We start from the raw sequence: 4831 nt of genomic DNA on the forward strand, positions 1-4831 counted from the left end.
AAAATCTCTGGAAAAGACGAATAAAAAGGGACAAATGTCTTCGTAATGCCTGTCAATAAGGCGTTTGCGAAGACAAATGAGGACAGGCGAAAAATCGAGGTAACGTAAAGGAAAGCGGATTTATGAAGAAGAACGGTCTCCAAATCATTACCCGCCGAATGGTGATTTTTAACACACCGTGTTGTATTTGGCAGCTTGTGGCACAGGTTGGCATATCAAGGTCTAACTCGTTGAGTAATAACTTTGCAAACAAAAAACGAGTATGGCAAGAAGCACATTCAAGGTTCTGTTCTACGTGAACGGCAGCAAGGAGAAAAACGGTATTGTCCCCATCATGGGACGAGTGACAATCAACGGGACTGTGGCGCAGTTCAGTTGTAAGCAGAACATCCCGAAAACGCTTTGGGACGTGAAAGGAAACAAGGCGAAAGGCAAGAGCCGCGAGGCACGAGACATCAACCTTGCCCTTGACAACATCAAGGCGCAAATCATCAAACATTACCAGCGCATTTCAGACCGCGAGGCATTTGTTACGGCTGAGATGGTGCGCAACGCCTATCAGGGAATCGGCAGCGAGTATGAGACGCTGCTAAAAGCATTCGACCGTGAGAACGAAGTGTTCAAGAAACGGGTAGGCAAAGACAGGGTAATGGCTACCTATCGGGCACGTGTACGGGCAAGAAACCATGTAGCCGCCTTTATCAAGTCGTTTTACAGACGCAGCGATATGTCCATGTTGGAACTTACTCCCGATTTCATCAAGGAGTTCGCCGCATACCTCTCGACTGAAGCCGGATTGCGGAACGGTTCGATATGGGCAAACTGTATGTGGCTGAAAGGCGTGGTCATGAAAGCGCATTATAACGGGTTGATACCGCGCAATCCTTTCATCCAGTTTCATATCAGCCCCAATGTGAAAGAACGGGAATATCTGACGGAGGATGAACTGAAAGCGGTCATGACACATGAGTTTGCAGACAGCAAGCTCGCATACATCCGTGACATTTTCATCTTTGCCAGTTTCACCGCCTTGTCATTCGTGGACATTCAGGAACTGACGAATGACAACATCGTGGAGGTGAACGGCGAGAAGTGGATATTGTCCAAACGCCACAAGACAAAAGTCGCCTTCCAAGTGAAGCTGCTGGATATACCCTTGCAGATAGTCGAACGCTACCGACCGATGCAGAAAGACAATCGTATATTCCCCGGCTTGAACTATTGGTCTATCTGCAAACCGTTGAAACGGATGATAAGGGAATGTGGCATAACCAAGTCAATATCATTTCATTGCAGTCGTCATGGCTTCGCAACATTAGCTTTGAGCAAGGGGATGCCCATTGAAAGCGTAAGCCGTGTGTTGGGACATACGAATATAGTCACGACCCAACTCTACGCAAAGATAACCACGCAGAAGCTCGACAACGACCTGACCATGTTCGGCGACAAACTGAGTAAGACGTTTAACGGAATAACGATGTCATGAGTATGAGAAGAAACAGCATAACAGTGAATGAATCCGGCAATATCATCATGCCGGAGAATGTCTCAAACATTTGGATGAGCGAGCCGGAATTGGTGGAACTGTTCGGAGTAATTGCTCCGACACTTCGTTCTGCCATCAGAAACATCTATAACAGTGGAGCATTAAAAGAATACGAGGTACAGAAGTATGTTCGGCAGGAGAACGGGTATCATGCCGATGTGTTCAGCTTTCCGATGATAGTCGCACTTGCTTTCCGCATTGACAGCTTCGGTGCGGAACAGGTGCGCAATGCCATATTTAAAAGGCTGTACTTGCGAAAAGAGAAAACAAATATCTTCTTTTCGCTGGGTATAAATGGTTGGGATATGTCTAATTATCAGGCATAAGTTCTAATGATATGACGACATGAAGTAGTGAGACCTATGCGTATTCCCATTGCCAACAATGTATTTATACGAGTATGTGAATAGGTGTATTGCCATTCATACGTACGATTACGACAAACCCGAAGAAAAATCCATTAGAATGGCATTTCTTCGGGCTTTTGTTGTATGTCATAAAGCCAAATCCAAGAAAATCTTACGTGAGGTATGCGTGAGTTGTTAATCCGTTCTGCGCTAATTGCCGAGTTTTGCACTGATTAAACAAAAAAATGAAGTGCTAATGAAACAAGGCAACTTTGAAAATGAGGAGTTTATCCGTGTGGGTACTACCCTCTACAAGTTAGTGAACCAGCCCCGTCTGAACGGAGGCTATGTGAAGAAGCGCATCGTGTGGAACAACGAAACACTGCGGCAGGACTACGGCAAGGACTATCTCGCCACCGTGCCGAAGTACGACGGCTTCTGCACCGTCCCCGACCATGTGGACTACCGTCCCGTGGTGGACAAGTTCCTGAACCTCTACGAGCCGATAGGACACCGTCCGCAACAAGGCGAGTTTCCCTGTATCCGGTCATTGGTGCGCCATATCTTCGGTGAACAGTATGAATTGGGCATGGACTATCTTCAATTGCTCTACCTGCAACCCGTGCAGAAACTGCCTATCCTGCTGTTGGTATCAGAAGAACGCAACACGGGCAAGAGTACATTCCTGAACTTCCTGAAAGCTGTGTTTCAAAACAATGTCACTTTCAATACCAACGAGGACTTCCGCAGCCAGTTCAATTCCGACTGGGCAGGAAAACTGCTCATCGTGGTGGACGAGGTATTGCTCAACCGCAGGGAGGACAGCGAGCGGTTGAAGAACCTCAGCACCACACTTTCCTACAAGGTGGAAGCCAAAGGCAAAGACCGTGACGAGATAGCGTTCTTTGCCAAGTTCGTGCTATGCTCCAACAACGAGTATCTGCCTGTTATCATTGATGCAGGTGAAACACGCTATTGGGTGCGCAAGATAGACCGTCTGCAATCCGATGACACAGACTTCCTGCAAAAGCTGAAAGCTGAGATACCTGCCTTTCTGTATTACCTGCAATACAGACAACTTTCCACCGAAAAGGAAAGCCGTATGTGGTTTGCGCCCTCTTTGCTGCATACCGAAGCCTTGCAGAAGATTATCCGCAGCAACCGCAACCGATTGGAGATAGAGATGTGCGAACTTATCCTTGACATTATGGAAAGTGTCGGCACGGACACATTCTCGTTCTGCCACAACGACATTCTTCTTTTGCTGGTACATTCGCAGGTAAAGGTGGAGAAGCACCAAGTCAGAAAGGTATTGCAGGAATGTTGGAAACTTACTCCTGCCTCTAACGGGCTTACATATACCACTTACCAATTCAATTACAATCGGGAGTGCCGATATGAGCCGATAAAAAGAGTCGGTCGTTTCTACACCGTCACAAGGGAACAACTTGAATCCCTGTAATACTATTCTTTTTTTGTTGAATTGATGAATAATGATATAACCATACTGATAATAAACAGCATACACTCTCAACAAATTCTCAACAATCGAAAAGAAAAGTTGAGAGGGAAACAGCATCAGTTTGTTGGATTCTCTATTTGTGAGTGGTTTGTTGAGAAGATGTTGAGAATATAAAGCATTAACGTATAGGACAATACATATCTCATTCATCAAATCAACGTTTTTACAGTCATCATCAAATCCATAGAAATTATATCATGAACATCCAAGAAGCAAAACAAATCAAAATTGCGGACTATCTGCAAAGTTTGGGTTATTCGCCCGTAAAGCAACAGGGAAACTGCCTGTGGTATAAATCCCCGTTCCGTCAGGAAACGGAAGCCTCGTTCAAGGTGAACACCGACCGCAACCTGTGGTTCGATTATGGACTGGGAAGAGGTGGTAACATCATCGCACTTGCAGGGGTACTGTACGCATCCGACCATGTGCCTTATCTGCTTGGCAAGATAGCGGAACAGGCACCACACATCCGTCCCATATCTTTCTCTTTTCGCCAGCAGGCATCCGAACCGAGTTTCCAACATTTGGAGGTGGGCGAACTCACCCATCCGGCATTGCTCCGATACTTGCAGGAACGGGGCATAAACATCGCTTTGGCAAAGGCGCAATGTAAAGAGCTCCACTTCACCCATAACGGCAAGCCCTATTTCGCCATCGGTTTTCCGAATGTGGCGGGAGGATTTGAAGTGCGTAACCGTTTTTTCAAAGGCTGTGTCGCACCCAAAGACATCAGCCATATTCGGCAACAGGGAGAAGCGAGAGAGAAATGCCTTGTATTCGAGGGCATGATGGACTATCTTTCATTCCTCACGTTGCGGAAGAGGAACTGCTCGAACTTGCCCGACCTTGACAGGCAGGATTACGTCATCCTCAATTCGACCGCCAATGTTTCCAAAGCTATAGATGTGCTGCACGGGTATGGACGTATCCACTGCATGCTCGACAATGACGAGGCGGGAAGAAAGGCGTATCGGGAATTGGAAAGGAAGTTCGCCGGACGCATCCGCGACTTCTCCGACAACTACAAAGGGCATAAAGACCTGAACGATTACCTGCGTGGAATCCGGCAGAAATTAGCCGTTAGTCCACCGCCAAGAACTATCGTAAAACCCAAGAAGAAAGGGTTGGGATTATGACATCCCGAATGAGAAAAACGGGAGATGCCCGAAACTCATTCCTTAAGGATTGGGAGGTAGCAAGTTTGTGTTTCGGGTGTACCGAAACCGCTTGCCACCCACCATCCAAATTGCAGGAGGTGGCATCCCGTCGGTCTATACAGTTGAATCAGTAACCGAATTAAAAGGAATAAAATATGGAACAGACAAAGGAACACAAGGAACGCAACAAGGGAGGTCGCCCCAAGAAGGAAGCAACCGAGAAACTGAAATACCGTATCGCAGTGAAAATGACGGCAGC

The 4831-nt window shown here is 46.8% G+C and carries 4 protein-coding genes and 1 pseudogene; all 5 read left to right on the forward strand.

Annotated elements, in window-relative coordinates; all coding sequences use genetic code 11:
• Nucleotides 1-262 precede the first annotated feature (262 nt).
• The gene (locus tag DWX84_RS20830; protein WP_005775881.1) at nt 263-1486 is read left to right on the forward strand and encodes a site-specific integrase; all 1224 of its coding nucleotides are present in this window, start codon (nt 263-265) and stop codon (nt 1484-1486) included.
• Entirely contained in the window at nt 1483-1872 is a 390-nt protein-coding gene (locus DWX84_RS20835; RefSeq protein WP_004328110.1) for a hypothetical protein, read from the forward strand. Before DWX84_RS20830 ends, DWX84_RS20835 begins: the two co-directional genes overlap by 4 nt.
• A gap of 277 nt (nt 1873-2149) precedes the next feature.
• Entirely contained in the window at nt 2150-3355 is a 1206-nt protein-coding gene (locus DWX84_RS20840; protein WP_004328112.1) for a primase-helicase family protein, read from the forward strand.
• Nucleotides 3356-3612: 257 nt separating this feature from the next.
• Nucleotides 3613-4551, forward strand: a complete 939-nt coding sequence (locus DWX84_RS20845) for a toprim domain-containing protein (protein WP_005775883.1) — start codon at nt 3613-3615, stop codon at nt 4549-4551.
• Nucleotides 4552-4727: 176 nt separating this feature from the next.
• Nucleotides 4728-4831, forward strand: a pseudogene (locus DWX84_RS22290) (plasmid mobilization relaxosome protein MobC); the annotation flags it as partial.

The sequence above is a fragment of the Parabacteroides sp. AF21-43 genome (assembly GCF_003635435.1).
GTDB lineage: Bacteria > Bacteroidota > Bacteroidia > Bacteroidales > Tannerellaceae > Parabacteroides > Parabacteroides distasonis.

Bases quoted from the DNA above. Each gene is read 5' to 3' on its own strand.
- DWX84_RS20830 (WP_005775881.1), top strand. From the start codon at position 263: ATGGCAAGAAGCACATTCAAGGTTCTGTTCTACGTGAACGGCAGCAAG.
- DWX84_RS20835 (WP_004328110.1), top strand. From the start codon at position 1,483: ATGAGTATGAGAAGAAACAGCATAACAGTGAATGAATCCGGCAATATC.
- DWX84_RS20840 (WP_004328112.1), top strand. From the start codon at position 2,150: ATGAAACAAGGCAACTTTGAAAATGAGGAGTTTATCCGTGTGGGTACT.
- DWX84_RS20845 (WP_005775883.1), top strand. From the start codon at position 3,613: ATGAACATCCAAGAAGCAAAACAAATCAAAATTGCGGACTATCTGCAA.